The following is a 25,234-nucleotide window of genomic DNA, read 5'->3' as shown; positions in this document are numbered from 1 at the left end:
ACTAGAAATGAACAAATTTCCATATCATTATAAGAGACAGGAGCGCATAGATGCCTGACTGGTCTTATCATTCGATATTTAAACCACTTTTGTTTCGTTTGCCCTCCAAGATCGCGCGGGACCTTACATTACATACGATGGGCGGACTAAGCCGCATGCCGGGCGGTACCTTCGTGATCAAAACGATGGGGCATTTCGAGCAATCGGCCGTGCTGCAAGATGAAATCGCCGGTGTGCCGATTCCGTGTCCCGTCGGCTTGAGCGGAGCGCTCGATCCCGAAGGCATCGCGCACAAAGCGCTGGCCCAGCTCGGGATCGGCTTCATCGAGCTCGGCCCCGTCACCGTGCGCGAGGTGCGCTGCGACGCGCCTATCGAGCGCGTCCCCGAGCAGGAAGCCATCGTGTACCCCGATGGCTACGCCAATGCCGGCGCAGACGCGGTCGCTGAGAGGCTGCGCAAGGGCAAGGGGCACCGCCTGCCGCACTTCGTGCGGCTCCGGCCGATGCCGGGCAGCACGCCGCGCGAAGCGCTGCTTCAGCAGCAGGAGCTGCTGGAGAAGCTGGCGCCGTACGCGGCGGGCTTCTACATCGATGGTCTCGCCGAAGGCTGGACACCTGAGGAAGCTTTGGCGTACCTCCGCGAGGTGCGCCAATTGGCAGCCGCTGCGGGCAAGCCGGCGCTGCTGTACATCCCGCCGCAGCTGCCCGAAGGCATGCTGCGTGAGCTCCAGCCGGCGGGCTGGAGCGGGGTCGTCGCCGGCGAAGCGCAGCGCGAGGAGGGCAGCCGCCGTATCTGTGTTGGCGGCCAGGCTCTCCTCAGCGCGCAGCTGAGCCTGGTTCGCCGTCTCCGCGCAGCCGGGGCGGCCACGATCGTTGCAGCTGGCGCGGTGAGCCAGCCGCAGGATGCGCTGGAGCTGCTGGCCGCGGGCGCGAACAGCGTGCAGCTGCACAGCGGGCTAGTATACGCAGGGCCTGGGCTGCCAAAGCGGATCAACGAAGCGATTCTTTATGAGCGCATTCGTGACACAGAGGAGCCGGAGCCGCCGTCGTTTTGGGCGAATTGGGGCTGGATGAGCTTGCTCGGCATCGGCATGATGATCGGCGGTGTGCTGGCTTGGCTGATCGCTTCAACGAGCGTGCTTTTGCCCTATGATGAAACCTTCCTTGGCGTGAGCCGGAGTGTCATAAATCGATTTAACGGGCATATTATACATTTCATGTCTCATGACCGTATTACCTTAGCGGGGACCATGATCTCGATAGGCATCTTTTATTACCAACTGGCCGCGCATGGTTTGCGGTTTGGCTCGCACTGGGCTCGTACCGCGCTGCTTACTTCATGCACAGTAGGCTTCAGCAGCTTTTTTCTGTATCTTGGTTATGGCTATTTCGACCCGCTGCATGCAATTGCAGCTGCTGTGCTTCTCCCCATGCTGCTGCTCACTCTGCGAGGGTTGAAGGATTATCCTTCACGGAAGCCTCCGGGCTTACGGAATGACGCCGTCTGGTACAGAGCCCAGTGGGGACAGTGCTGCTTCGTCGTCCTTGGGTTTGGTCTGGCGATCGGCGGGCTGACTATTTCTTTTGTCGGGATTACGCAGGTGTTCGTTCCGACCGATTTAGCATATCTGGGTGTAACCGCTGAGCTTCTTGCAGATTGGAACGAGCATCTGATTCCGCTTATCGCGCACGACAGGGCTGGTTTTGGGGGCGCCTTATTTTCATTGGCTGTAGCCATTGCGGCTTCGGCGCTCTGGGGAGTGAACCAAGGCGAAAGCTGGCTGTGGTGGACGTTCCTGTGGGGCGGAATACCAGGCTTTGCAGCAGGGTTGCTGGTCCATTTTCATATTGGCTATACAGATTTCATTCATTTGCTTCCCGTTTACATAGCTGTGCTGCTGTATGTCGTTGGCCTATACCTGTTGTATCCGTTTCTATTTCGGAGGGTGGGGAAAGAGGCGGAAGTGACAGTAACGGCATCATCAGCGGAGGAATTATTTTAATCTAAAGGCAGGTGCGGCTTGATGGAGAAACTAGCCCTTATTTCAGATATCCATGGCAATATGCCTGCATATGAAGCGGTCATGCACGATATTCAGGAGCGGAATGTGACGCAAATCATTTGTCTCGGCGATCTCGTCGGCAAAGGACCGCATTCCGAACAGGTCGTGGACCGTGTAAGGGAATCCTGTGATGTCGTGATCAAAGGAAATTGGGATGATTTCATCGGAAACCAAGTAACGGATCCGGTTTTACTTTGGCAGCAGGAACGGCTGGGGATAGAGCGGACGACGTATCTAAAAGAGCTGCCTTTTTCCTATGAATTTTGGATGAGCGGTAAATTTGTGAGATTGTTCCACGCTTCGCCAAGAAGCGTCTACGAACGCATCCAGCCGTGGGACTCTATGGAGAGCCGGTTGTCGATGTTCGAATCCTCCGAAGCTTGCGGTGACCCCAGGGAAGCAGATGTGGCAGGCTACGCCGATGTCCATAATGCTTTTCTACAAATTCTCAAAGGACGGATGCTTTTCAACACAGGCAGTGTGGGCAACCCTCTAGATATGACGCAGGCTTCCTATGTCCTATTGGAGGGGCATTACCATAGCAAAGAGCCTGGCACATTTAATCTTCAGCATGTGAGGGTTCCATACGATATCGAGCTTGCTGTACAGCATGCCAAGGATGAGCAAATGCTGGATGCCGATGCGTATATTCTGGAGTTGCGAACGGGGCAATACCGTGGACGTAAAAAAACATAAACCAAAAAGCTAAGCAGACCGTAGGCCGGTTTACTTAGCTTTTTTTGTGTTGGAGGGAACTGTGATCCTCTATTTCCATGGAAAGGCACAATTTTTACAGGGAAGGGGAACTACGTTCCTCTATTTAAGTGTTTTTACCTAAAAAGTACACGATGGCGGATAAATAAGAGCCTTTAGTTCCGCTGGTAGTGGAAACAGCTCATTTTTCTCCTGATCGCGGCCTCCGGTTCCCTTATTATCTGGCTCTCACACGATGGATGTAGTGGGTGATCGTAGTTTCACAGACAGCCCTAGAAGCTCTTCGCCAAATCCTTAGCTTTAGCAATCGCTTCTTCTTTAATTTGCTCCGCTCTATCCGCAAACTGAGCGGTTCCCTCAACGAAGATCCCTTGGAAGTCAGTAATTCCGAAGAAAGACATAATAATGCCAATATAACGATGGCCCATCTCCATGGCTGCCGCCGGACCTTCCGAGTACACGCCGCCTCGGGCTTGGATGTGCAGCGCTTTTTTGCCAGGCAGCAAGCCTACGGGTCCGCTTTCTGTGTATTTGAAGGTTTTGCCGGCTGTACACAGCGAGTCGAGATAGGCTTTCATGATGGGAGGAAAGGAAAAGTTCCACATCGGCGTCACAAAAACATATTTATCCGCGGCGACAAACTGGTCGGTTAATTCACCTAGGCGAGCTACCTTGGCTTGTTCTTCCTTGCTTAGCGAAGCAAATTCTTGGCCGCTTCGTAATTTGCCCCATCCGCTGAATACATCGGCGTCAATATGCGGCACCGAAATTTTGTACAAGTCGATGGGAATCACTTCGTCGTTCGGATTAGCCTCGCGATAAGCATCGATAAAGCTTTTCCCTACAGCCATACTGTAGGAAGTCTGATGATCGTGAGGGTGTGCGGTAATGTGTAAAATAGTTGCCAAATTCGGTCATCCTCCCTAATGTGTTGTGCGCTGTTCATTCAAGCCTTTTTTAATGTTCATTAATCCGAAGCAAACTATACGATGCTAATTCTGGATGGCTTTTAGGTCTTGCTGGAATTGGATAGCAGGTCGTTCTCAAAATTGTAAACCTCTGTACATTGAGTGGAGGCTCCTTTTGGTATATGATGAAAGACGGTGCTTTTTGGCCCTCAAAAATACGCATATAAATTTTATATAAAGTGAGATGGATGAATTGATGAAACCTAAGGATTTAGGCTATAAAATGCCTGCAGAGTGGACAACTCATGAACGTACTTTCATTTCGTGGCCTGTTCAAGCTTCTATGGTTTACCCTGAGGATCATGCTGTTGTAACAAAAGGCTACGCGGATTTGGCTAAGGCTATCGCGGAATTCGAGCCTGTGACGGTTGTTGTCAACCCTGCGGATGCCGAACAAGTGAAGGCGATGTTTACTGAGCCTAACGTTGATTTCCTAATAATTGAACATAACGATGCCTGGTTCCGTGATAATGGCCCTACCTTTTTGCTGAACGAACAGCAAGAAATCGCCGCAGTGAATTGGAAATTCAATGCATGGGGCGGCAAATATGCGCCTTGGGATCTGGATGATAACGTGGCTCCGCAAATTTTGGAGCACCATGGCGTGAAGCGTTTTGACGCTCCGCTCGTGATGGAGGGCGGCTCCATTCATGTCGATGGTGAAGGCACGCTTCTGACCACGGAAGAATGTCTACTTAATACAAACCGTAATCCGGAGTTAAGCCGCGAAGCGATTGAAGAACTCGTGAAGGACTTCGTGAATGTCGAGAAAATCATTTGGCTGAACAAAGGACTCGATGGCGACGAAACGGACGGCCATGTCGATAATATCGCTTGCTTCGCTGCCCCTGGCAAAGTCATCTTGCAAGTGTGCAATGACCCTTCCGATGCGAATTATGCGATCACACAAGAGAATCTTGAGATTCTGCGCAAGGCGACAGATGCCAAAGGCCGTTCTTTCGAGATTATCCAAATTGAACAACCGCCTCTTACTTTCTTTGAAGAGCAGCGTTTAACGCTTAGTTATTTGAACTTTTATTTCGTGAACGGCGGCATCATTTTGCCGGTGTTCGGCGGGACTGCCGAGGAGACGGATCGCAAAGCGGAAGAAGTGCTGAGCGCAGCATTCCCGGACCGCAGAATCCGCAAAATCAACGGGATGTCCATTATCAAAGAGGGCGGCAACGTCCACTGCACAACGCAGCAAATGCCAGCTAGCCAGAAAGGGTGATACATCGTGAGAAACGTTAAAGTAGCAGCCACACAAATGAGCTGTTCCACAAACATTGATGAAAACATTCGCAAAGCAGAAGCTTTGGTTCGCCAAGCGGCTGCGAAGGGCGCGCAAATCATTTTGATTCAAGAGCTTTTCGAGACGCCTTATTTCTGCCAAAAAGAAAAGTCCGATTACTACGTGTACGCGACGGAACTCGAGAATAATAAAGCCATTAATCATTTCCGTGAGATTGCCAAAGAGCTTAACGTCGTGTTGCCGATTTCTTTTTATGAGAAAAAAAATTATGCTCGCTACAATTCGCTTGCCGTTATTGACGCCGATGGCCAAGTGCTTGGCACTTACCGTAAAAGCCACATTCCGGACGGTCCTGGGTATGAAGAGAAGTTTTATTTCAATCCTGGCGACACCGGCTTCAAAGTGTGGAAAACCCGTTACGCCAAAATCGGCGTAGGCGTATGTTGGGACCAGTGGTACCCGGAAGCTGCAAGAGTGATGGCTTTGATGGGGGCTGAACTTCTGTTCTACCCAACAGCAATCGGCTCTGAGCCGCAAGATGGCTCCATTGATTCCAAAGATCACTGGCAAATGTGCATGCGCGGACACGCCGCGTCGAATCTGATGCCGGTTATTGCTTCGAACCGCATTGGGAAAGAAGTAGACGAAGATTCCAGCATCGACTTCTATGGTTCTTCTTTCATTGCCGGCCCGCAGGGCAACATGATCGAGGAAGCAGGCCGCACGGAAGAAACGGTGCTTGTCGCCGAATTCGATTTGGATCAATTGGAAATTCAACGGATCGAATGGGGTATTTTCCGCGATCGTCGTCCGGATCTTTACAAAAAAATTGCGACTTATGATGGAGATCAGGTGCTGTAAGTTATGCTCATTGCGTTGTTGAAAGGTATTTTACTTGGGCTCTCGATTGCAGCGCCGGTCGGGCCCATTGGTATTTTGTGCATTCGAAGAACCATTACCTCGGGCCGCTTGCATGGCTTCTTGTCAGGGCTGGGGGCTGCGACAGCTGACGCTTTCTACGGCTTCATCGCCGGATTCGGCCTGACGCTGGTCACCGGTTTTCTCCTTGACCAGAAGGTACTTCTGCAAGCGGTAGGCGGTTTATTCCTGGTCTACTTGGGTGTGCAAACCTTTCGTTCCCGGCCTGCTACGGAAGCGGCCAAAGCCTCTGGTGACACGCTGCTCAAATCGTATGCGTCGACCCTCATGCTCACCATCACCAACCCGATGACCATCATGTCTTTCCTCGGCGCTTTTGCAGGTTTAGGCATGGGTGGCGCGCAAAACGGCATGGCTGCGGCCATCGCTCTGGTGATTGGCGTATTCGCCGGTTCTGCCTTATGGTGGCTGGCGCTTAGCTTCGTGATCGGGATGTTTCGCGATCGTATCCATGTTTCCGTGTATCGCTGGATTAACCGGATATCGGGTGTCATTTTAACCATATTCGGCCTTGTAGCCATTGTTGGGCTGCTCCTTGGGGGGTAGCCTTTTGTCTTGCGGATGCGAGAGGGTGCGATTTAGCTCATCACCATCGATAGTGGTATAATGGGGATAAGAATGGAGTGATCGCGAAATGGACGCTTCTAAATATCAAAAGTATTTTAATCGGGATGATTTTTGGTCCAAATTGAAAAAAGGCGCTAAAAAGGCAGGAAGCAAAGTGATTTACAGTTGCTTGTTGCTTTATTATGCCGTCGAAAGTCCTCGAACACCGCTAAAAGCGAAAGTACAAATCTACGGAACACTCGGCTATCTCATTCTGCCGCTGGATCTTATCCCTGATTTGCTGCCGATTGTCGGTTATGTCGATGATTTGAGCGCGCTTGGACTAGCTCTCGCCGTCGTCGCGAAAAATATTGACGACGATGTGAAGTTCAAAGCCAAGAGCAAGCTGAGGGACTTTTTCGGAGATGAAGCCGTGAAATCCAAAGATATTATCGATATTGACGGTAAGTTGGTGGCTGATCAGAAAAAAGAAGAAGCACCTGAGCAGAAGTGAGACGAGTTCATGTTGATCTAACAGAAAGCGCCCCGCAGACTATGGCTGTGGGGCCAAATACTATCATTTAGTTTCATGCAAGATGTAAAGATAGGCATAATTGGTTCAGAAACTGCTTTCGTGGTAGCTTCTACGCACGATGTAAGGAATAACCTGCAAGGCTTCTTGGCCTTACTTCTTGTCGTACAGCTTATAACTATCATATAATAGTTAAATAAATATTTTATAAATAGGGTTAGTTTTGATCCAGAAAAGATGTGTGACTAGCTTGCTCCCTGGCTTGCTGTAGCGTCTTACCAAGAACGCCTACATCCTTTCTGCAAATCTTAGGGTATAAGGACGGTTAAAATGAGCAACAGACAAATGAAAACAGATGTTATCTTAATTGGTGCCGGAATCATGAGTGCGACCTTGGGGTCACTGTTGAAAGAGTTAGTGCCGGAATGGAAAATTACAGTGATTGAGAAGCTCGCAAGCGCTGGCGAGGAAAGCTCTAACGAATGGAATAATGCGGGAACGGGACATTCTTCATTGTGCGAGCTTAACTACACCGTCGAAAAATCGGACGGATCCATAGATATCAGCAAAGCTATCAAAACGAATGAAGAGTTTCAAGTTTCCAAACAATTCTGGTCTTATCTGGTCAATAGCAAGCTGATCCGTAATCCGCAGGATTTTATCTCACCGCTGCCTCATATGAGTCTAGTACAAGGGGCGCAAAATGTAGCATTTCTGAAAAAACGCTTTGAAGCACTAACGAACAATCCGTTGTTCCAAGGGATGGAATTTTCCGATGATCCGGCTAAACTGGCGGAATGGATTCCACTTATTATGAAAGATCGGGAATTGAATGAACCTATCGCAGCAACAAGAATTGAATCAGGCACTGATGTCAACTTTGGCGCGTTAACGCGTAACTTGTTTGCTCACCTAAAGGATCAAAACGCCGATATCTTGTACAAACATAGCGTGGATGATATCAAACGTGCGAGCGATGGCTCGTGGGAGCTCAAAGTACGGAACCTCGATAGTGGTAACGTCGATCATCACTCGGCCAAATTCGTCTTTATCGGCGCAGGCGGAGGCAGCCTCCATTTGCTGCAAAAATCCGGTATTCCGGAAGGAAGAGGGATTGGCGGATTCCCGGTAAGCGGGATATTCATGGTATGTCAGAAACCGGAAATTGTCGAGCAGCATTTTGCCAAAGTATACGGCAAGGCGCCGGTTGGTGCTCCTCCGATGTCGGTTCCGCATTTGGATACGCGATTTATTGATAAGAAAAAATCGTTATTCTTTGGACCGTTTGCCGGCTTCTCACCAAAGTTCTTAAAAACCGGCTCCATGTTTGACTTGATCACTTCCGTCAAAACGGATAATCTTGTGACGATGCTCGCGGCAGGCAGCAAAAACATGTCATTGACCAAATACCTGATCAAGGAAGTTATGTTATCCAAAGAGCAGCGTATGGAAGCTTTGCGCGAATTTGTCCCTAACGCCAAAAGCGAAGACTGGGAGCTGGTTGTCGCTGGCCAGCGCGTGCAGGTTATCAAAGATACAGCTGCCGGCAAAGGCACGCTTCAATTCGGTACGGAGCTTGTTAGCGCCGCTGATGGTTCGATAGCAGCTTTGCTTGGTGCTTCTCCGGGGGCATCGACAGCCGTTTCCGTCATGCTTGACTTAATCAAAAAATGCTTCCCGCAACAGGTCAAAGCGTGGGAACCGAAAATTAAGGAAATGATTCCTTCATTTGGCGTTTCCTTATTGAAAAACCCTGAGCTTATCAAACAAATTGATTCTTCAACAGCACGGGCGCTTGGTTTAGTTGAAAACTTGCCGTTAACGGTAGCAAGCCGAACCGTATCATAAATAACCGGTTGTATACGGACTTAAGGGTTAAGCGAAAGCTTAGCTCTTATTTTGTTTGGAGCAATATGGCGATTTAGTACGATGCCTTGCAATAACGGGGAAAGCTACCGATATTTTGCACTGCGACAGTCCGGGGAATGTATTAGAAGGAGAACTGGAAGTAGCGGATATGGTGAATAGTGAGAGCGGGTGGTGGAGAATGGGGAGAGTAGCTGCTTGTAAGTAAAAAGAACCTTTCCAACCACCTATGTGGAAGGAAAGGTTCTTCAATATACCGGATGCGATTAGCAAGTTACCATCCAACTATGTTTATCCGCGATGCGGCCGTACTGGATGCCAGTGATCGTGTCGTAGAGCTTGTGGACAAGCTCGCCGATCTGGCCATTGTTAATGACCATAGGAGTGCCTTGCCACAGCAGGCTGCCGATAGGCGAAACAACGGCGGCTGTGCCTGTGCCGAAGGCCTCTTCCAGCGTGCCATTTTCATACGCTTGCACGATTTCGTCGATGGAGATTTTACGCTCGATGACAGGGATGCCCCAATCGTTCAGCAAGTGGATAATGCTTTTGCGGGTGATGCCCTCCAAGATCGAGCCGCTGAGGCTTGGCGTTACAACTTCCCCACCAATTTTGAAGAAGACGTTCATGCTGCCGACTTCTTCTAAGCTTTTCTTGTCGATAGCGTCGAGCCACAGCACCTGCGCGCAGTCATGCTCCTTAGCGAGCACTTGGGCTTTCAAGCTGGCTGCGTAGTTACCAGCAGCTTTGGCACCGCCAGTACCGCCTTGAACGGCTCTGGCGTAGTGGCTTTCTACGAGGATTTTGACAGGCTGAAGCCCTTCCTCATAGTAAGCGCCTACCGGCGACATAATGACAATGAAGGAGTAGCGCGAAGAAGGACGCACGCCTAGGGCGGCTTCAGTAGCAATCACGAAGGGACGAATATATAGAGATGCACCTTGTTTGCTTGGTACCCAGTCAGCGTCGACACGTACGAGCGCTTGAATGGCGTTTACGATGAAGTCCTCATCGATCGGGGGCATGTTAAGCCGTTCACTGGAACGGTTGAGTCGTTTGGCATTTTGGTCGGGACGGAAAATTTGAATCTCTCCGTTCTCGGTACGAAACGCTTTTAACCCTTCAAAAACAGCTTGCCCATAATGAAAAATCATCGCGGCAGGGTCATAAGAGAGCGGGGCATAAGGAACGATCCGCGGATCGTGCCAACCTTGTCCTTCGATGTAGTCCAGCACAAACATATGGTCTGTAAAGATACGCCCAAAGCCTAGGTCATCCTGGACACCTGGTTTTGTTTTGAGGTGCGGATTGCGTTCAAATCGAATTTGTCCATACATGGCAAGTAACCACCTTTCGTTTACGATCTTAATCGTTATTCTATACTATAGAAAAATAACAATCATTGATCAATTGGCAAATATCAATTACGATCATAGTTAATCGCTATGAACGGGGGCTAAGTGAATGGATTATCGGTTATTGGCCTACTTTTTGGCTGTTTGCGAAGAACTGCATTTCACGAAAGCCGCAGAGAAGCTGGGAATCAGCCAGCCCACATTAAGCCAGCAAATTCGCATCTTGGAGCAGCGAATCGGTTCGCCTCTTTTTCAGCGCATCGGCAAAAAGGTTTATGTGACGGAGGCCGGAGAGATTTTGCTTAAGCACAGCCGCAATATTTTTCATGAGTTGGAGCAAGCGCAGGCTGCTTTCAACGAGATTCAAGGCATGCAGCGGGGGCGGCTGCGTATTGGCTGTTCGGGCAATCACCTGCTGACGGCTACGATTATGGCTTTTCATGCTGAGTATCCGAAAATAGAGCTGTCGGTAGCTGAACTGGCCACCGAAGAGACGATAGAAGGGCTGCTGAACAATCAGCTGGATTTAGGCGTTGTTTTTTTGCCGGATGAGGATGAGCAGTTGGTTCGGATTCCCTTGTATAAGGAAAAACTGCTGCTAGTCGTCTCCAAAGATCACCCGTTGTCTGACGCCGAAGCGATCCGGCTGGAGGATCTTGTGCAGCTGCCAGTCGCCATGCTGCCTAAGAAATTTTATGTCCGGCATATGATAGAGGCATGCTGCGAGCAGTCAGATTTGCTATGTAAGCCGGTGTTGGAGCTGTCCACTTTGGAGTCTTTGCTGCAAATGGCTAAAAATCATGTATGCGGTGCGGTTTTACCCGGCTCCTATTTGGAAGGCATTCAGAGCAGTGAGATCCGCTGTATTCCCATTATGGATCCTGTGCCGCAAAAGGATGTAGGCATCGTATATCGCAAGGACATGTTCTTGTGCCAGACGACCAAAACGTTCATGAAGCAAGTCACACAGCAATTTCTAAGCGGAAGCAAAGATGTTACATCCTAACACAGATTCACATTTAAAATGAGGGATACCGATCAATGGAACACATCTATATTTACGCTTGCCATGAAGACGAGCAGGCGCTATGTCAGTTAGAGATGCGCACCTTACTGGGCGCAGGGACCGTGCTGGGCGCGGGCTACGCCGTCAGCCCGCGCAGGGTGGAACCGAGCCGCAGCCCGTTCCTGAAGCTGCGGCTGGATGTTCGCTACGAGGCCGGCAGCCTGCCGGAGCTGGCCTCGCAGGTCGAGACGTTGACCGTAAGCGGGTCAACGTTCAAGGTTGTGTTCGCGGAGACGGACACGCCGGTCAGCTATGACCGGCGGCGGGACGTCGAACGCGAACTAGGCCGGCATCTCCGAGGCAAAGCCGAGATGCGGAAGCCGGAGCAGTGGTTCGCCGTGACGCAGCTGGGGGACCGCTGGTTGTTCGGCGACTGCTCCTACGGCGAAGCCGTCTGGCTTCAGCATCAGCAGAAGCCGCAGAACTACTCCACCGCCCTGAGTACGCGCGTAGCGCGGGCGGTGGTGAACATCGCCGTGCCCGTCATAGCGGGCACGCGGGTCATTGACCCGTGCTGCGGCATCGGCACGGTGCTGGTGGAAGCGATGTCGATGGGCATCGACATCGTCGGCAACGACATGAACCCGCTGGCGGTGCGCGGCGCGCGGGTGAATCTGGCCCACTTCGGCATGCCGAACGTGGTCACGCTTGGAGACATGAGGTCGCTGGACCTGCCAGGGGCCTCCCATGTCTCTGTTGTCCCAGCTGCTGCTCCAGCCCCAGCCGCCGCTACACCAGCAGCTGGCACCGCAGAGAGCCGCTATGACGCGCTGCTCCTGGACATGCCGTACAACCTATGCTCGAAGTTGCCGGAGGACGAGCAGCTGCAAATGCTGCAGTCAGCTCGCCGCTTGGCGCAGCGTGCGGTGATTATTACGACGGAGCAGATTGATCCGCTGATCGAGCAGGCGGGCTTTCACATAGCAGACCGCTGCGCAGTCAACAAAGGAAAGTTTAGCCGACAAATCATCGTCTGCGGTTAACTGAACATTTTCCCCAGCGGCCCCTCTTCAGCAATGATGTCTTGAAGGGCATACACAGAAATAGGGAAATAAAGAAAACCGTACACATATGCGGCCAGCTCGTAAACTTGAAAATAGATGACGAGTGCTTTATCCGCGATATAAAAATCCTGATCCGGCCGAATCGCTTTAAAGTCAACGAGCAGGGGAATATCCCGCAGCTTAATTTCAGCTTTAATCATTTCGCTGAGCTTGCCCACATAATCGCTGCCCGGTTTAAACAAATCTTTTAACGCATAAGCCTGCCCGGTTTCTGTATTGAAAGTTAAAGCGTTTTGAATGGTAAGGCCATGAGCGCCGCCGGAAAACGCATAATTCCATAAAGTTAAGCTAAGCACCCCTCGCTGATTGTTTTTCAGTTCGTAGTAGGCGGTAACGTCTGTCTTCGGATTTTGGGGGTAGCCTTGTTCATGAAGCTGCTTGTTAACGGCATTAACAATCGCAATGTTCATGGCGCGTTCCGCGGTGTAAGGCGTATGATGAATAACGGCGGGGTAAAGCAGCTTTAATTTATCGTGGAGCATCTGGTAGGTTTGTATACTTACAGGGTGATCTAATCCGTCCATGCTTAACATCCATCCCTAACGTTTTTGCTACAATTTATTCGGTGGATGGGCGTTTGGTTCATGGAGCGGAGGAAGAGATACCAGTATTGCTGGATATAAAAAGAGCTCTCCCCAGGTCCAGATTGACCTGTCGGGAAAGCTCTTTTTGTGTTTGTCTCTAAGGACAAACACTACTCTTCAGAGGACGTATCCTCATTGGCATCGGCTGTTGAGCTTTGCAGCATGGAGCTTAGCTCTTCCACTTGCTGCTGCGCTTGGCTGTCTTCCGCATTGGCCTGAGCTGCGTTGATGGCGTGGCTTACCACATCGTTTTGATTGTTCGTTGACATGAACACTCACCTCCTCATTTTTCAACCAACTAAGTATGCCTCCAGGATTCTTGAATTATACAAATAATTTCCAAATTTTTTTGGATGTAAACTGGCGAGAGATCATAGGCAATAACTATAAAGCATGCCTGAGAAATATATTTCACAAATAGAGTGAAGAGGAGCATAATAGAAGAAAATGGAAAGGTGGAGAGCGCAATGGGGAAATCATTTGAGGCCATACTGCCGGAACATGAGGCGTTTATTGCCAAGCAGCACATCTTTTTCGTAGGATCGGCCCCGCTGTCGGGGGATGGGCATGTGAATTTATCACCGAAAGGCCATGACGTTCTGCGCATTATCAATGCGAATGAAGTGGCCTATTTGGATTTAACGGGAAGCGGGAATGAAACGAGCGCACATCTCGAAGAGAACGGAAGGATAACGGTGATGTTTACGGCATTCGAAGGCCCGCCGATGATTCTGCGCTTATACGGGCAGGGGCGCGTCATTCTGCCGGATACCCAGGAGTGGGAGGCGTTAGCCCCCATGTTCACTATGCTGCCTGGAGCCCGGCAAATCATCGCTGTCAAAGTCCATGAGGTCAAGACTTCCTGCGGTTTCAGCGTGCCCTTTTACAATTATGAGGGTGAGCGGAATACGCTGCAGAAATGGGCTGTAAATAAAGGGGAAGACGGTCTGCTGGCGTATTGGCAAGAGAAAAACATGATCAGCATGGACGGCATGCCGACGCCACTTGGAGAAAAGTTATCCACAGGTAACCTTTAATTTTCTTTTTTTAGCTAAAATGTTTCCGCAGCGCTTCGGGCGCTTCCACGCTTTTGCGTGTCGTGCTGTCCATCGTGACGCTGGTTACCAGAGCATCTGCGCATAGTTCTCCGCGCTCATTATAAATTTCTTGCTTCAGCACGTAGCTGGAGCGTCCCATTTTATCCGGGCGGCAGGTAATGGTGAGATGTTCACCTTGCTTGCATTCTTTTTTGTAATTAATGTTGATGTTCACCGTTACGGTTTGAATGCCCATCGAGCCGAAGGTTTCGTAGGACAGTTGGGAAAGCTCGTACCATTCCTCACGGCCCCACTCCAGATACTCCAAATATTTGGCGTTGTTGACGTGGCCGTTCACATCGATTTCCGTCGAGCGGACGATGATAGCAAGTCTGGATTCCATGCGTGAGAGCTCCTTTGTTTACCCCTGTGCAGCGCACATGGTTTGTTAGTTATCCTTGATTATAGCTTGTTTGCAAGGGAGAAAACCAGTTTATGGCTCATAGCGTTCCATCATTTGGGCAAACTATGCTTCATGTGTTTGAGGCTAGCCATTGGCTGGTTAACAGAAGGTATCGGCGGTCAGCGCCTACATAGGAGGATGATTGGTTTGGAGCAGCAATTCCGGATTGAACGAGATACGATGGGGGAAATCAGAGTACCTGTGGATAAGTTGTGGGGCGCTCAGACGCAGCGCAGCTTCGAGAATTTCAAGATTGGAACTGAACGGATGCCGGAGCGGTTAATCGCTGCTTTTGCCTTATTGAAAAAAGCGGCTGCTATTGTTAACCGTGAGCTTGGCGGGTTAACGCCCGGCAAAGCGGACGCTATCGCGCAGGCGGCGGACGAAATCGTGCAGGGCCGCTGGAGCGGCGAGTTCCCGCTCGTTGTCTGGCAGACCGGCAGCGGGACGCAGTCGAACATGAACGTCAACGAGGTGATTGCGCATCGCGGCACCGAATTGCTCGGGGATGGAGCGCGCATCCATCCCAATGACGACGTGAATCGTTCGCAGAGCTCGAACGATACGTTCCCTACCGCGATGCACGTGGCCGGCGTACTCGCGGTGGAGCAAGAGCTGCTGCCTGCGCTAGAGCTATTGCAGGCAACGCTGCACAGCAAGATGGAAGCCTACGCCTCCATCGTCAAAATCGGCCGCACGCACCTGCAGGACGCCACCCCGCTGACGCTGGGGCAGGAGATCAGCGGCTGGTGGGCGATGCTGGAGCAGAGCTCGCGCATGGTGCGCAGCAGCGTGGATACGATGCGCGAGCTGGCCATCGGCGGCACCGCGGTGGGCACCGGGCTGAACGCGCATCCGGAATTCGGCGCGCGCGTGGCCGAGCAGCTCTCCAGCGAGACGGGCACGAGCTTCGTCTCGGCGGCGAACAAGTTTCATGCGCTGACCAGCCATGATCAGATCGTGTACGCTCACGGCGCGCTGAAGGCGCTCGCGGCGAACTTGATGAAGATAGCCAACGACGTGCGGTGGCTATCGAGCGGTCCCCGCTGCGGGATCGGCGAAATCACGATCCCGGAGAACGAGCCCGGCTCTTCGATTATGCCGGGCAAGGTGAACCCGACCCAGAGCGAAGCGATGACGATGGTCGTGTGCCAGGTCATGGGCAACGATGCGGCCATCGGCTTCGCCGCCAGCCAGGGCAACTTCGAGCTGAACGTATTCAAGCCCGTCATCATTCACAACTTCCTGCAGTCCGTCCGGCTGCTGGCCGATAGCATGCGCTCGTTCAACGATAACTGCCTCGCGGGGATGGAGCCGAATCGCGAGGTGATTCAGCGCAATCTTGAACAATCGCTCATGCTGGTTACGGCGCTCAATCCGTATATCGGGTATGAGAAAGCGGCCAGCATTGCGAAGCAAGCCCACAAGGAAGGGCTGACGTTGAAAGAGTCAGCTGTGCGCAGCGGCTACTTGACGGCGGAGCAGTTTGATACTTATGTGCGGCCGGAAGATATGGTGCAGCCGAAATAAAAAAAGGTTGAGCAGCGCTTCCTGTGCTGCTCAACCTTTTTTTTACAATTTACGAATAGGCATAATGTTGACGTAGTTATCTTCAAATCTTACCTTGGCTTCGATCTGGTAAATATCTTTAAGAAATTCAGCCGTTATGACTTCCTTGGGATTGCCTGTTTGCTGGATTTCCCCCCTTTTCATAGCGACGAGGTAATGGCAGTAATTCGCAGCTTGCTGAAGATCATGAAGAACCATAACAATTGTTATACGATAAGCTTCGTTGATCTTCACTAGCATTTCCATAACATCCAGCTGATGGGCGATATCAAGGAAAGTAGTCGGTTCATCGAGTAAAATAATCGTCGTTTTTTGAGCGAGTGCCATCGCAATCCGCGCCTTTTGCTGTTCGCCCCCCGACAGGGTGTGAAACATGCGGTTTTCATGCCTCAGCGTGTGCGTGACCTTCATGGCCCATTGAACAATATCTCGATCTTCCGGATTCATATGGTCAAATAATCGTTTGTATGGCGAGCGGCCATATGCGACGAGTTCACCTACGGTTAGATTCGGTATCGTATGTTTGGATTGCGTCATAAGCGCGATTGTCCGCGCTAGTTCAATCGTTTTATAACGCTGCAGGGGCTTATCCTGTACAAAAACTTCTCCCTGATCAGGCGTCAATAGACGAGTCAGGGTTTGGAGTAGAGTCGATTTGCCGGAGCCGTTGGGCCCTACGATGGCTGTGATTTTTTCAGATGGAATGGAAAGCGTTACATGCTGAAGTTGAAAACCGCCAACATGGAGGTGTATCTGTCTCGTTTCAATAGCAGACATTACATAATCCTCCGCTTCTTCAACAAGTATAAAAAGAATGGCGCACCCAGCCCTGCAAGCAAAATGCCGACAGGGAGTTCAATCGGATCAAACCACGATCGCGCCACCGTATCGGCAAGAACGACGAGGGCCGCTCCGCCCAGAATGGATAACGGAAGCAAAAACCGATAATCATCCCCAATCAGCAGGCGAATGGCATGAGGGACAATCAAGCCGACGAAGCCAACTAAGCCTGCTACGCTGACAGCAGCCCCCGCCAATAAGGAAGACAACAAGATGATAAGGAGCCGCTGAAGTTCGACTTTCTGGCCTAATAACTGCGCAGTATGATCACCCAACTGCAGCAGATTGGAGGGTTTGATCATCAAGGCGGACAAACCGAGACCAATGAGCGCGTAGGGAGCCATAAATGCCAAGTGATGCCAGCTTCTCCCGTTCAGTCCGCCCGCCAACCAAGGCAAAATAGCCTGGACACGGTCGCTGAATACGACCATAACTCCGCTTGTAGTGGCCCCTAGCAGAGCATTGATGGCGACTCCGGCCAAAATAATTTTGAGTGGCGAGGAACCTTTATCCCATGCCAGTAAATAAATGAAAATGGAAGTGACGAAGGCTCCGAGAAAAGCGGCAATTGGCAGCAAATAGCTGTATTGCGGAAAAATAATCATCATCACAACGGCGGCAAGACCTCCGCCGGCCGAGACGCCAATGACCCCTGGGTCGGATAACGGATTTTTCATTGCGCCTTGGAGCAAGGCACCGGACGCAGCCAAGCATGCACCGACGAGCAATCCAATGAGCACCCTTGGAAGTCGGAGATTCATAACGATTTTCTCGTGCAAAGGCGATCCCTCCGCCATGAAAACGGACCAGATTTCTCTAAGCGAGATATGGACGGAACCGTAAGTAAGCCCATAGATGGACACGAGTGCAACGAGGATGGGAGCGACAGCAAAACTTAGTTTTCTTCTAGTATTACGCTGTTGTATGTTCATAGTTATTTAACAGAGAGGAGAAGCTTCTGCATTAATGCAAGGGATTCCATGATGCGTGTTCCCGGATTGGAGCCGAACAGATCCGATGGCAGCACTTCAATGCGATTATTTTTTACGGCGTCCAAACTGTTCCAAGCCGCATTCATCTGCATCTCCTTCAGAAAACCCTCCTTCACTTTGTCTGTATCTCCATGCGCCATAAAGAAAATGACCTGCGGGTTCGATTTCATAATTTTTTCGGTGTTTAGCTGCGCATATTGCGGATATTTATCCAGGCTTGGATAGTCTGACGCAATGTTCTCCCCTCCTGCGATGGAGAGAATATCACCGCTCAGGGAATTGTTAAGAGCAGCCATATAGGTGCCTGGAGCACCGTAAACAAGTAGGGCACGTATCTTTGCTGATGGCTGATTTTTTTGCAACTCACTAATTTTCTTATCAATGGCTTGGACTTGCTCGTCGGCACGTGTTTTCTTGGCCAGCACTTCGCCAAAAAGCCCGATTTGTTTTTTGATTTCCGCGACACTGTTGGCATCTGTCAAGATCATCTTGGAGCCGAGTGCTTCGACAGCAGGCACGTCCTTCAGGTTCAAAGGGTTATTGCCGAGAACGACATCCGGCTGGACGAGCGCCACTTTCTCCATGTCCATGCCGTGAGGCGTCCCGATCTGTTCAACGCTAGATGCTTCTTTGTTGGCAAGAGGAGCAGCGGACGTAGGCCTGCCAACCAATTCGCCGCCTAGCGCGTATACGATATCCATTTCACCGTTGCTAAGAGCGGCAATTTTCGTTGGAACCTTGGAGAAGGTCACTTTGCGTCCGGAAAAATCTGTAACGGAAAGTGAGCCGTTGCTCGTTTGCTGGATGGTATCCGAAGTCTGTGGGGGAGGAGCGGAACAACCCGCTAACATGCCAACCAACAGTGTGCTTACTAAGAGAAAATGAATTTTTTTCATAAAAGATGACCTCCAGATATCTTAAGAAAATGATGTGACCGATCCATATGACAACACCATTAAAATGATAATGAAAATCATTATCAAATGTCAATCGTAATTTTTATAATAAATCTAGGGGGTTAGAATGTATTGACAATTTTCAGTAGGCTAGGCTAAGATTAAACCACAGACCAATTAATAATGATTATCATTCTCTATAAACGAGCGACTTCTGCTATCTTTAGCATTCGGCTTGCAGAGGGGGTGTGTGCGAAGTAATAGAATAGAAAGCCTATTCTTTTTTTTTGCTGTTTATTGATAATGATTATCATTATCTTAATTTTCGCGGATGATGAAAGGAGGGGAAAGAACATGAAAAAATGCTTATCCATCTCGGCTTCACTTTTGATGATGCTAATTTTTGTAATGCTCATTAACGTGCCTGTATCGAAGGCTGCTGCTCTTGCAGACGGGACGTACTCCATTGGATATACAGTGCTTCAAGGAGATAATGACTCTGCTTCCATGGCTAACGATTACTGGGAAAAGCCAGCGATTCTCCAAGTGAAAAATGGGGAAATGACCATGCAAATGACATTGAATCACAGTTCATGGGTTACGGTTTTTAAAGTGGACAATGACGGAGGTTTCGCGGATACCCAAGTGCTAAAAAGCAATAGTCCCGATGATACGCGGATGGTTCAGTTTAAAGTGAAGGATGTATCGAGTCCGCTCAAGGCCAAAATCCATGTGACGGTGAAATCCGTCGATTACGATCATGATTATACGATTCGCTTTGCTTTTGACGCGAAGAGCATGAAAGCACTGAGCACCGCTGAAACAAAGTCCGACACCGCTGCAAACGTAACGCCGAAAGCGAAAAGTGACAGCCCGGCTCCCTCAGCAGCTCCCGCTGTTAATACAGAGCATAAGAAGCCTGCGGTAGTGAATCCGCAAACCGGGGACACGACTCCAGTTACTGTGCTGGTTGCCCTGTTAGTGATCTCATCATTTATTTTAATCCGCAAGTTCGTAAAGCCTTAACTCATCAATCATGATTTTAGGACGAAGGAGAGTATTCATTTTGAAGAATCGATTAAGGAAAGTCGGAACGATCTTTCTTATGTTTTTTGTGCTGTTAAGCACCTTTCAGTTCCCGTTAAGCCAAGTAGCTCATGCGGCCAGCAGTAATATAAATCTTCCAGACGGGGAATACCCTGTCAAATTTACTTTATATAAAGATGGTACGAATGAACCGTCGATGATGCAGAGTTATGCCGACTCCAATAGCGGACGTTTAACGGTGAAAGACGGCGCAGTGAAGGCTTCTTTCACATTAAATCACAGCTCATGGATTACATCGTTTATGACTGCATTGAATGGCAGCCTGGTTGAAGTTGCTACACTCGAGTCTAATCAGCAAGAAAACACGAGAACGGTTCAATTTGCAGTAGCGGATCTGTCGCTCCGACTGGATGCCAGAGTCAAAGTGGATGTACCCGAGTTTAATATCCACGAAGACCAGCCTTTGCAAATCGGTTTTGATACAGAAGGTATCACGCCACCTGAACAAACGCCAGTTGATAAAACAAACCTGAATCAATTAATCGTTACAGCGCAAGCGAAACAAGATGCAGCGAAAGAAGGCATTTATAACGGTCAATATCCGGCTAATGCGATAAGCGCATTGCTGGTTGAGATCACTGCGGCGAAGGCAGTGGCTGAGAATGCGAATGCTACGCAGGCTCAAGTAAACGATGCTTTGGGCAAGCTGCAAACAGCCGTTACGGCCTTCGATGCCTCCGTAATAACTAATAATCCAAAGCCAGGTGCTGTGAGTGCTGGCGTGTATAACATTTATTTTTCGGCATTAAATGCAACGGATCCGACAAAAACATCTTCGATGGAAGCTTACTTCGTGAAACCGGCCAGATTGACGGTAGATGAGAATGGGAAAACGACGATTCGTTTCACTGTGGTTAAGAGCACGGATACGGACTCGCTGAAAACGAAGGATCAGAATGGGCAGTACGTGGAAATGAACGTTGTCAGCACGAATAAGGCAGCGAACACCCGAGAAGTTGAGTTTGAGATAGCCGATTTGACTCAAAATGTAGCTGCCAGAGTACATAACACGATAGCGCCGCCACAATACGCTACAAACGACTTCCAGTTTAAATTCGATACTGGCAGCATCGTGCCGTTTATCGCAGATGGCGTATACAGCATTCCTTTTCAAGCGTTGAACGCAACGAACCCAAGCAAAGAATCCAGCATGAAAAGTTATTTTGTAAATCCTGCAACCCTATCTGTTCAGCAGGGGAAAAGAAAAGTGATTTTGACGGTGGTGAAGAGCACGGATACAGATGTCATTCAGACACAACTGAATGGACAGATGGTTGATGCTGTGGTTAAAAGCCAGGATACTGCTGCCAATACGAGAGTCATTGAGTTTGAAGTGAGGGATCTCTCGACCAATATCCTTGCTTACGTACATAACACGATAGCGCCGCCACAATACGCAGGCAATAACTTCTTGTTTAAATTTGATGCTAATGGCATTGTGCCCAAGTCACAGGTCGCTGAGTTAATCGGTGCGCCAACTGTGGAGCCGAAGCAAGTGTTGGATCTGAATTTCAGAGTTACGGGTGTGAGCCAAAGCGTCTATCAACAGGTATATAGTCAAGAGATGACGTTGACGTACGATTCTAACCTGCTTGAACTCGATAAAACGAAATCCAAGTCGCTGATTGATAATTTCTCCTTAGGGTATACCGATCAAGCTGACGGACAGCTGAAACTGACTTTAACAGGCGCAAGCGGAAAAAGCTTTGATGCCAACAATACATATCTGATGCTTGAATTCAAAGCTAAGTCGGTTATCCAATCGACTTATGCGCCGGTGGCGTTGACCGATATCGGGCTTGTGAACAGTGAGGGTAACAAGCTAAAAGTAACGGATGTTTCGTATTCCACTACCATCGTTCCAGCGAATAAAACAAAGCTGAATTTAGCGCTTGCAGGCGCCAAAGATAAGCATGACACAGCGGAGGAAGGAATTTATAACGGCCAATTCCCGGCTAGTGCCATAAGCGCTCTGCAAACCGCGATTACGACTGCACAGGTTACGGCTGATAATGCCGATGCAACACAAAAGCAAGTGGATGACGCTTTAACTAAACTGCAAACGGCAGTTACGGCTTTTGATGCTTCGGTGATTACAAACAATCCTAAGCCGACACAGCCAGGGCAGCCCGGACAACCTGAAGACGGATCCTACAAAATTAATTTTAATCTGCATAAAGACGGAACAAATGAAACGTCATTGATGGAGAATTACGTTGATTTAATGAGTGGACGCTTGAAAGTTCAGAATGGGAAAAAGACGGTTTCCCTTACGCTGAAGAACAGCTCTTGGATCACGTCTTTCAAAACGGAACTAAACGGGACTCTGGTGGAGACAACGACACTTACTTCCAATCCATCCGAAGATACGAGAAGCGTTCAATTCGAAGTTAACGATTTGTCAGTGAAGCTGAACGCAAGAGTCGTGGTTGATGTGACAAACGTTGTTCACGAAGATCAACCTTTGCAAATTGCTTTTGATGCGAGCAGCCTGACACCCATCTTGCCTCTCGATCAGCCGCTTCCGGAAGGCAATTACAATGTAAGTCTGAACGGTAGCGCGCTCGGCGGTGCTCAAGCTCCGGTAAGTTCCTACCTTGATAACACGAGCAGATTAACCGTACAGAACGGCAAAAATGTGATGTTCTTTAAGCTGAAAAACGGGACATCGATTACGAAACTGCAATTGGTACGTCCTGACCAGACTACAGAGGACATTTTGCCTGCAGTGGCAATGAAAAGTTCAGACCTTGTTACCATTTTGTCAGCTTCCCAAGAAGTAAAATACGAATTGCCGAATTTAACATCGGCCTACAACCTGTTTTTATCCGCAACAGCGAACGGTCAGACCGTCAATCCAAGTTATCAAATCAGCTTTAGCGACGCTACGTCTGCAGGTACCGATCCTGTAGATCCTGTTGACCCAGTGGATCCTGGGACGCCTCCGGGTACAGGTCCAGGTACAGGTCCTATTGCGCCATCCGTACCTTCCAATATCCATGGGATTGCAGACGGCATATACAGCATCGACTATAAAATTCTTAAGTATGGAACTACGGAAAGATCGGTTATGCAGGACTACGTCGTAACGCCTGGTACGTTAACTGTGAGCAGCGGCAAGATGTTGGTGTCGTTTACGCTGAAACAAAGCAAAGAAACAACGGATTTCCAAGTACAGTATAATGGAAGTTTAAGGGATACCAATGTTATAAGCACAGATCACGCTAAAAATACGCGTGTTATTCAATTCCCTGTCGTTGATTTGACGGTTAAAACCATGGGTTGGGTGAAAGTAAATTGGCCTGAACTCAACTACAATCATTCTTACGATGTAGATCTTACATTTGATAAGAACAGTATTGTAAGCGTGCAATCTCCTGGTGAAATCAAGCCGGAAATTGTAAGACCATTAAGTGTGGCATACGTGCCTGGCGACTATACGGCTGACTTCAGTATTATACTGCGTGGAAGCAATCAAAAATCCATTACGAATGACTTTGTGAAGCATCCGGCTATTTTGAAGATTGTTGATGGCAAAAGCTACGTATATCTCACCATAACCAAGAGCAAAGAGGCGCCGGGCTTTAAAATTCAGTTAGAAGATGGAACGCTTGCCGATGCGGAAGTTGTTAGTACGAGTGAAGTTGAGAACAGCAGAGTCATCCGATTTGCTGTGAAGGACTTTGCTTCGGAAACAAAGATTTATGCTCAGATCAAAATGGACTGGGCCGGTCATTATACAGGGGATTACGATGTGCAGTTGTTGTTTAATGGAGATGACATCAAACCTTACGTCAAGAAAGACGATGAAACGGATGGCAGTCAGCCGGAAGTGAAGAAGTGGGCGGATATTCAAGGCCATTGGGCTAAAGCCGCTATTGAGAAAGCGATTGATCTAGGTATCGTCAGCGGTTATGAGGATGGTCAATTCCGTCCTAACGGTCAAGTGACGCGCGCTGAATTTGCTGTGATGCTAGGCAACGCATTGAAGCTGAAAGCAGCGGAAGGTTCGCTCGCATTCAGTGACCGTGAGCAAATTCCTGCTTGGGTGAAGCCGAGCTTATCGGCAATAGCCGGATTGCAGATCATTAATGGCTATGAAGATGGTTCGTTCCGCGCTGGACAAAACATAAACCGTTCTGAATTGGTTGTTATGATTGTTCGTGCATTAGGTTTATCCACAGCAGGAAATGCTGCGTTAACCTTTACGGATGCTGATGAAATCCCGCAGTGGGCACAATCCGCTGTAGCGGAAGCCTTCCGTGTGGGATTGGTTAGCGGCCGTGAGAACAATACGTTTGCTCCAAACTTGAGCGCTAGCCGGGCGGAAGCCGTTACTTTGGTTCTAGCGATGCTGAAACAAGCAGAATCCAAGTAATCAAGAGAATGAGGCAAGAAAGGGGATACCAGTTTACTGGTGTCCTCTGTAATTTTTAAGGGGAAGGATGTAGAACTGGGCATGAACAAGAGAATAGGAGCCATACTGCTTGCCGGTATGTTGGTCATAGCAGGCTGCTCGTCGGGAACGCCTTCGGAGAGCAGCGCTGCTGCTTCTCAGACAGCGGCTCCGGCTGCGGATGTGCAGAGCGAGAAGCGGGTTATTGCGACTACGGTTGCGGCTGCGCAAATGATGGATGCTTTGGAGATAGACTTGGTCGGCGTCCCTACTAGCACGAAGGAACTTCCCAAGCGTTACGATGGGGCAACCAAGGTCGGGAATCCGATGAGTCCCAATATGGAGGTCGTGAAATCATTGGATCCGACAGACGTACTGTCGGTGACGACATTAGAATATGATTTGGCCCCGGTATTTAAAAATGCTGCTGTCGAAGCGACTTTTCTTAATCTCACAAGTCTAGACAAAATGAATAAGGAAATTATCGCACTTGGTGATAAGTACAATCGTCAGAAGCAAGCACAGGCCATCGTCGCGAAGTATCAAGATAAGCAAAAGGAAATCAATCAGAAAATTGCCGGCAAGAAGCAGCCAAGCGTGCTGATTTTGCTTGGCGTGCCGGGAAGTTATCTGGTAGCCACGGAGAACTCTTACATCGGGGATCTAGTAAAGTTGGCCGGCGGCATCAATGTGGTGCAAGGGCAGAAAGTTGAATATTTGGCTTCGAACACCGAATATTTACAGCAGGCGAATCCGGACATTATTTTACGAGCGGCTCATGGCCTGCCGGATGAAGTTATCAAAATGTTCGATAAGGAATTCCAGAAAAATGATATATGGAAGCATTTCGAGGCGGTTCAGCATAAACGAGTTTATGATTTGCAGGAGGATTTGTTCGGAACAACGGGTAATCTTGCCGCTACAGAAGCCCTTGATGAGCTTGTGAAGATGCTATATCCAACAAATAGGAATGAATAAAGGAAGA

23 protein-coding genes are annotated in these 25,234 nt (G+C 49.4%); 14 read left to right on the top strand and 9 right to left on the bottom strand.

The window, feature by feature from the left end:
• Positions 1 to 146: 146 nt before the first annotated feature.
• Positions 147 to 485, bottom strand: coding sequence for a hypothetical protein (locus tag AC3WTJ_RS30995; RefSeq protein WP_492524974.1), 339 nt, complete (start codon positions 483 to 485; stop codon positions 147 to 149).
• 18 nt (positions 486 to 503) lie between these two features.
• Between AC3WTJ_RS30995 and AC3WTJ_RS30990 the strand changes: the two genes are divergently transcribed.
• Together AC3WTJ_RS30990 and AC3WTJ_RS30985 are read left to right on the top strand one after the other, a co-directional pair.
• Positions 504 to 2,003 carry a dihydroorotate dehydrogenase gene (locus AC3WTJ_RS30990; protein WP_492524973.1) on the top strand — a complete coding sequence of 500 codons (1,500 nt, stop codon included), beginning with the start codon at positions 504 to 506 and terminating at the stop codon, positions 2,001 to 2,003.
• Between the two features lie 21 nt (positions 2,004 to 2,024).
• Positions 2,025 to 2,759: a metallophosphoesterase family protein gene (locus tag AC3WTJ_RS30985; RefSeq protein ID WP_492524972.1), complete on the top strand. Its 735-nt coding sequence runs from the start codon at positions 2,025 to 2,027 to the stop codon at positions 2,757 to 2,759.
• Positions 2,760 to 3,049: 290 nt separating this feature from the next.
• On the opposite strand, the gene AC3WTJ_RS30980 is transcribed toward AC3WTJ_RS30985, so the two are convergent.
• Positions 3,050 to 3,685, bottom strand: a complete 636-nt coding sequence (locus AC3WTJ_RS30980; RefSeq protein WP_492524971.1) for an FMN-dependent NADH-azoreductase — start codon at positions 3,683 to 3,685, stop codon at positions 3,050 to 3,052.
• A gap of 256 nt (positions 3,686 to 3,941) precedes the next feature.
• Here AC3WTJ_RS30980 and AC3WTJ_RS30975 point away from each other — a divergent pair, with 256 nt between their 5' ends.
• The 5 genes from AC3WTJ_RS30975 to AC3WTJ_RS30955 all read left to right on the top strand — a co-directional run bounded on the left by AC3WTJ_RS30975 (position 3,942) and on the right by AC3WTJ_RS30955 (position 8,862).
• Positions 3,942 to 4,976, top strand: a complete 1,035-nt coding sequence (locus AC3WTJ_RS30975; RefSeq protein WP_492524970.1) for an agmatine deiminase family protein — start codon at positions 3,942 to 3,944, stop codon at positions 4,974 to 4,976.
• 6 nt (positions 4,977 to 4,982) lie between these two features.
• Positions 4,983 to 5,858: an N-carbamoylputrescine amidase gene (aguB, locus tag AC3WTJ_RS30970; RefSeq protein ID WP_127458187.1), complete on the top strand. Its 876-nt coding sequence runs from the start codon at positions 4,983 to 4,985 to the stop codon at positions 5,856 to 5,858.
• Between the two features lie 3 nt (positions 5,859 to 5,861).
• Complete coding sequence (locus AC3WTJ_RS30965; RefSeq protein WP_492524969.1) at positions 5,862 to 6,482, top strand: LysE/ArgO family amino acid transporter; 621 nt, start codon at positions 5,862 to 5,864, stop codon at positions 6,480 to 6,482.
• Positions 6,483 to 6,570: 88 nt separating this feature from the next.
• Complete coding sequence (locus AC3WTJ_RS30960) at positions 6,571 to 6,996, top strand: YkvA family protein (protein ID WP_492524968.1); 426 nt, start codon at positions 6,571 to 6,573, stop codon at positions 6,994 to 6,996.
• A gap of 348 nt (positions 6,997 to 7,344) precedes the next feature.
• Positions 7,345 to 8,862, top strand: coding sequence for a malate:quinone oxidoreductase (locus AC3WTJ_RS30955; RefSeq protein ID WP_492524967.1), 1,518 nt, complete (start codon positions 7,345 to 7,347; stop codon positions 8,860 to 8,862).
• A gap of 284 nt (positions 8,863 to 9,146) precedes the next feature.
• Here AC3WTJ_RS30955 and AC3WTJ_RS30950 read toward each other — a convergent pair whose 3' ends face one another.
• The gene (locus AC3WTJ_RS30950) at positions 9,147 to 10,217 is read right to left on the bottom strand and encodes a branched-chain amino acid aminotransferase (protein WP_492524966.1); all 1,071 of its coding nucleotides are present in this window, start codon (positions 10,215 to 10,217) and stop codon (positions 9,147 to 9,149) included.
• Between the two features lie 127 nt (positions 10,218 to 10,344).
• On the opposite strand from AC3WTJ_RS30950, the gene AC3WTJ_RS30945 reads away from it, so the two are divergent.
• Positions 10,345 to 11,241 carry a LysR family transcriptional regulator gene (locus AC3WTJ_RS30945; RefSeq protein ID WP_492524965.1) on the top strand — a complete coding sequence of 299 codons (897 nt, stop codon included), beginning with the start codon at positions 10,345 to 10,347 and terminating at the stop codon, positions 11,239 to 11,241.
• A 35-nt stretch (positions 11,242 to 11,276) separates the two neighbouring features.
• Entirely contained in the window at positions 11,277 to 12,284 is a 1,008-nt protein-coding gene (locus tag AC3WTJ_RS30940) for a TRM11 family SAM-dependent methyltransferase (RefSeq protein WP_492524964.1), read from the top strand.
• Here AC3WTJ_RS30940 and AC3WTJ_RS30935 read toward each other — a convergent pair.
• Together AC3WTJ_RS30935 and AC3WTJ_RS30930 are read right to left on the bottom strand one after the other, a co-directional pair.
• A complete protein-coding gene (locus AC3WTJ_RS30935; protein WP_492524963.1) occupies positions 12,281 to 12,889 on the bottom strand; it encodes a DUF3298 and DUF4163 domain-containing protein in 609 nt (202 codons plus the stop codon). The two genes, AC3WTJ_RS30940 and AC3WTJ_RS30935, sit on opposite strands and share 4 nt — an antisense overlap.
• A gap of 170 nt (positions 12,890 to 13,059) precedes the next feature.
• Positions 13,060 to 13,218, bottom strand: coding sequence for a hypothetical protein (locus AC3WTJ_RS30930; protein WP_164819822.1), 159 nt, complete (start codon positions 13,216 to 13,218; stop codon positions 13,060 to 13,062).
• 198 nt (positions 13,219 to 13,416) lie between these two features.
• Between AC3WTJ_RS30930 and AC3WTJ_RS30925 the strand changes: the two genes are divergently transcribed.
• A complete protein-coding gene (locus tag AC3WTJ_RS30925) occupies positions 13,417 to 13,986 on the top strand; it encodes a pyridoxamine 5'-phosphate oxidase family protein (protein ID WP_492524962.1) in 570 nt (189 codons plus the stop codon).
• A gap of 10 nt (positions 13,987 to 13,996) precedes the next feature.
• On the opposite strand, the gene AC3WTJ_RS30920 is transcribed toward AC3WTJ_RS30925, so the two are convergent.
• Positions 13,997 to 14,389 (bottom strand): acyl-CoA thioesterase, encoded by a 393-nt coding sequence (locus tag AC3WTJ_RS30920; protein WP_127458178.1) that lies wholly within the window; start codon positions 14,387 to 14,389, stop codon positions 13,997 to 13,999.
• A 207-nt stretch (positions 14,390 to 14,596) separates the two neighbouring features.
• Between AC3WTJ_RS30920 and fumC the strand changes: the two genes are divergently transcribed.
• Positions 14,597 to 15,979, top strand: a complete 1,383-nt coding sequence (gene fumC / locus AC3WTJ_RS30915) for a class II fumarate hydratase (RefSeq protein ID WP_492524961.1) — start codon at positions 14,597 to 14,599, stop codon at positions 15,977 to 15,979.
• A gap of 42 nt (positions 15,980 to 16,021) precedes the next feature.
• On the opposite strand, the gene AC3WTJ_RS30910 is transcribed toward fumC, so the two are convergent.
• Genes AC3WTJ_RS30910 through AC3WTJ_RS30900 form a run of 3 tightly spaced genes read right to left on the bottom strand, consistent with a single transcriptional unit; the run spans position 16,022 to position 18,746 of the window.
• Complete coding sequence (locus AC3WTJ_RS30910) at positions 16,022 to 16,795, bottom strand: ABC transporter ATP-binding protein (RefSeq protein WP_492524960.1); 774 nt, start codon at positions 16,793 to 16,795, stop codon at positions 16,022 to 16,024.
• Positions 16,795 to 17,790 carry a FecCD family ABC transporter permease gene (locus AC3WTJ_RS30905; protein WP_492524959.1) on the bottom strand — a complete coding sequence of 332 codons (996 nt, stop codon included), beginning with the start codon at positions 17,788 to 17,790 and terminating at the stop codon, positions 16,795 to 16,797. The genes AC3WTJ_RS30910 and AC3WTJ_RS30905 overlap by 1 nt, the downstream gene beginning before the upstream one ends.
• Before the next feature lie 2 nt (positions 17,791 to 17,792).
• Complete coding sequence (locus AC3WTJ_RS30900; RefSeq protein ID WP_492524958.1) at positions 17,793 to 18,746, bottom strand: ABC transporter substrate-binding protein; 954 nt, start codon at positions 18,744 to 18,746, stop codon at positions 17,793 to 17,795.
• 354 nt (positions 18,747 to 19,100) lie between these two features.
• Here AC3WTJ_RS30900 and isdC point away from each other — a divergent pair, with 354 nt between their 5' ends.
• The 3 genes from isdC to isdE all read left to right on the top strand — a co-directional run bounded on the left by isdC (position 19,101) and on the right by isdE (position 25,227).
• Entirely contained in the window at positions 19,101 to 19,772 is a 672-nt protein-coding gene (gene isdC, locus AC3WTJ_RS30895; protein WP_492524957.1) for a heme uptake protein IsdC, read from the top strand.
• A 40-nt stretch (positions 19,773 to 19,812) separates the two neighbouring features.
• Entirely contained in the window at positions 19,813 to 24,231 is a 4,419-nt protein-coding gene (locus AC3WTJ_RS30890) for an NEAT domain-containing protein (RefSeq protein ID WP_492524956.1), read from the top strand.
• A gap of 81 nt (positions 24,232 to 24,312) precedes the next feature.
• Positions 24,313 to 25,227 (top strand): heme ABC transporter substrate-binding protein IsdE, encoded by a 915-nt coding sequence (gene isdE, locus AC3WTJ_RS30885; protein ID WP_492524955.1) that lies wholly within the window; start codon positions 24,313 to 24,315, stop codon positions 25,225 to 25,227.
• Positions 25,228 to 25,234 lie beyond the last annotated feature (7 nt).

The sequence above is a fragment of the Paenibacillus sp. FW101-FHT12H11 genome (genome assembly GCF_058790355.1).
This window is presented reverse-complemented; position numbering and strand designations above follow the sequence as displayed.